Raw genomic sequence first — 3,176 nt, 5'->3', positions numbered from 1 at the left:
GGCGTTGGTATGACTCCCCACGTCAAGTTAAATACACCGATCCCTGCTCATTAATTTAGAGCCATAATGTCTACTTTTAAAATAAAAGAGTTAACGCATAGATGAAGCAAGTAATTTCGTCGGTTATCATGCTGATATTCGTGGATTACTAACCTGTTGGTTAGCAGTGCCGACCTTACTTATTCCGTCGTGGCACCTGATTTCAGTCTATGCTCGTGGTTCAACGATAATAAATACCGTTGCCAGCCTAACGCCCTCGGTGGTTATGCCACAGCCGATGCTTGACCCAATGCGCTAACTCAAAACTTTTTATCATGCAGGTACTCTCGATATTCTTAATCGTGTATCAACTGGCGTAATGACTACTTCACGGGCAATAGCCCACAGGTAAGCGGCCATCTCTCTGGCAATGGCTATCACCACGACATTACGATGTTTTCCTCTACTCAGCAGCCGATTGTATCGTCGGCACAGCCTAAGTTGGGCCTGCCAAGCAATATCGGTAATTTCTTTGGGTAAGCCTTCCTGACGCTTTTGTAATTCTGTCGATATATTGGCTTTGTGCTTATATGTATGAGCGCCTTGAACAAGTAAACGCCTTGCTCGTCCATTGCCACATTTGGTAATGCTACCTAACCGCCGTTTATCACCACTGCTGTGCTCTTTTGAGACTAATCCTAGATACGACATGAGCTTTTTTGGATGGTCAAAGCGCCTTAAATCGCCAAGCTCTGCGACAATACCCGTTGCGATAAGCAGTCGAACACCTCTGACGGCTTGAAGTGCTTTAACTACAGGATAAAACCGCCACGACTTCACCTGATGAAATAATTCATTGGCCAGTCGTTTCTCTCGCTGTATTCGCTCAGTGATAACTTGTATCATTTCTTGCAAAACGATTTGTTGGCTTGGGTGAGGTAAAATGAGCTCAGTCAACCAACGAAGGTGTTGAAGTGACCAATTATCGTTGACCTTACAGCTGATGTTATTACGAAGAAATAGGGCCTTAAGTTGATATTTAGCATCCTTTAAGTCTTTCATCGCTGTTTCTCTTGCCCTTGATAGGTCGCGTATTGCTTCGTCTTCAGGCTCTGGCACATATATGGGTGTTAATTCTTCATCCTTAAGCAGTTTGGTTAATTTCAACGCATCACGTTTGTCAGTTTTTACTTTATCTCCTGGTTTCTTTGGAATTAATGAGGGGGCAACGACATAGCAGCAATGACTCAAGCTGGTCAGTAATCGGTAAATCCAATAACCACAGGGGCCTGCTTCATAAACAAAATGTAGTGTCGCCTGTGGGTATTTGGATTGATATTGCCGAGCCAATTTTGTAATGGCTGCTTTGGTCGTTTTTATTTTTCCATAATGAACGGGTTTTGCACCACGTTGGTCTTCTACATGTGCCACTTCGGTAGACACTTTATGGGTATCTAAGCCGATGAAAAGTATGTTATATTTGTACATGTTAGCCTCCAGTTTATATTGTTTAACACATATATTATGGCTCTGGTTTTACTAACCCACGAATCTGGAGGCTAGCACCTCGTGGGAGTCATTATGTCTATATACCCTAAAGGACTAGTCGAGTATGAATTTACTAAACCCATCAGAAAGTAAGGTTGGAGCATATATATTTATAGTGCTTGCATGTTTAATGTTTTTATCATCTTTTGTAGTAATCAATAGTCCAGCTCCTGCATTGATCGTCAGTTTTCTTCTTCTGTCTATTATTGTAATGTTAATGGGGTTTCAGCGGCTAAATCGTACTAAAATGCATTCCCTAAAATTTTCAAAAGTTATAAAAACGTTAAGTTCTCTAACGGTTTTCACTAGCTGCACTGCAATTATCCTTAATTCAGCGATGGGTTAGTACGGGTATATAACAAGAAAATCAACAAGGACACTGATCTTCCCCCGATAAAACGGACACCAAAATCTAACTAAAGATGAGGTGTCTTATGCCTAAGTACAACAATCCAAGACGAACTTGGAAGTATTCAAATGACTTCAAAGTCAACGCTATTCAATTAAGTTATGTTGTTGGCGTCACAATAAAATCAGTCGCTGAAAAACTCGACATACACCCGTTTATGCTGTCACGATGGCGAAAAGAATATCGTGAAGGGATCATTGTGGCTGATAAACGAAAAAAAGTGGCTGGCCAATCAAAAGCCAAAAAAGTACTTACCAAAGAACAACAACTAGAACGTGAAAATAAACAGCTCAAGGAGGAGCTGTATATCCTAAAAAAGTGGCAACGGTTTCTTGCCGAGGAACATCAAGCCGATATCGATTCATCGAAAAACTCAGAGCCGACATAAAGGTAACGAGATTACTGAAGTTTTTTGATGTTTCTAAAAGTGGCTATTACGATTGGTGTGAACGTCAACCAAGTGCTAGAGCGATAGAGGATGTTGAACTTAAAAAGAAAATTCAGCAAATATTCACTGAGAATAAAGGACGCTATGGTAGTCCCCGCATATTTAAAGCCTTGCAAAAGCAAGGATACAGCATAGGTAAAAAACGTGTTGAACGCTTGTATCGTGCACTTGGCTTGGTCGCTCGAGTGATGCGCGTGACGACACGCTCTGCGTTTTATAAGCGCTTCCTTACGACAGGTAAAAACTTACGACCTGATGGTGAAGTGCCATTGGTTAAAAATAAAGTATGGGTAGCAGATGTCACGTATTTGAAAGTGAAAGGTATATGGCGTTATTTATCGGTAATAATGGATTTATATTCACGGCGTATTATTAGCTGGAGTTTAGATAAAAAGAGAACGATGGAAGTCACCAAACGAACACTAAAAAATGCAATAAAGAACCGAAGACCTCAAGGTGGTTTAATGCTGCATACAGACCGAGGTGTGGAATATCGAGGTAATGTTTTTCAAACGGCTTTAAAACGAGCAGGTATTACACATAGCTTAAGCCGAGCGGGTAAATGTACTGATAATGCGCATATGGAGTCATTTTTCCATTCAATGAAGACCGAAGTTATTCGCGGTAATGTATTTAATAGTGATAAAGAACTGCGCGGAACACTTGGAAGTTACATTAACAAATACTACAATGTTTCGAGGCTGCATTCAGGGATAAATTATTGTTCGCCAATAGAATATGAAGCCCTGGCAGCGTGAAAAAAAATGTGTCCGTTTTATCGGGGGAAGATCA

General features: G+C 40.8%; 3 protein-coding genes. 2 read left to right on the top strand and 1 reads right to left on the bottom strand.

What is annotated here, in order from left to right; all coding sequences use genetic code 11:
* Positions 1–166: 166 nt before the first annotated feature.
* Positions 167–298, top strand: coding sequence for a hypothetical protein (locus GAB14E_RS25535; RefSeq protein WP_269429112.1), 132 nt, complete (start codon positions 167–169; stop codon positions 296–298).
* Between the two features lie 14 nt (positions 299–312).
* Here the strand turns inward: GAB14E_RS25535 and GAB14E_RS11975 are convergent, their stop codons facing one another.
* Complete coding sequence (locus tag GAB14E_RS11975) at positions 313–1,467, bottom strand: IS110 family RNA-guided transposase (RefSeq protein WP_033081990.1); 1,155 nt, start codon at positions 1,465–1,467, stop codon at positions 313–315.
* Positions 1,468–1,961: 494 nt separating this feature from the next.
* On the opposite strand from GAB14E_RS11975, the gene GAB14E_RS11990 reads away from it, so the two are divergent.
* Positions 1,962–3,142, top strand: a protein-coding gene (locus tag GAB14E_RS11990; protein ID WP_156115705.1) for an IS3 family transposase whose coding sequence is annotated in 2 segments (ribosomal slippage) — positions 1,962–2,247 and positions 2,247–3,142 — 1,182 coding nt in all. Because the reading frame shifts where the segments join, the coding sequence is not laid out codon by codon here.
* Positions 3,143–3,176 lie beyond the last annotated feature (34 nt).

The sequence above is a fragment of the Colwellia psychrerythraea genome (assembly GCF_000764185.1).
GTDB classification, from domain to species: domain Bacteria; phylum Pseudomonadota; class Gammaproteobacteria; order Enterobacterales; family Alteromonadaceae; genus Colwellia; species Colwellia psychrerythraea_B.
The sequence above is the reverse complement of the archived record's forward strand: the minus strand, read 5'-3'. Positions and strand labels throughout refer to the sequence as shown.

Excerpts from the sequence above, each read along its gene's own strand:
- GAB14E_RS11975 (WP_033081990.1), bottom strand. The coding sequence starts at position 1,467 with ATGTACAAATATAACATACTTTTCATCGGCTTAGATACCCATAAAGTG.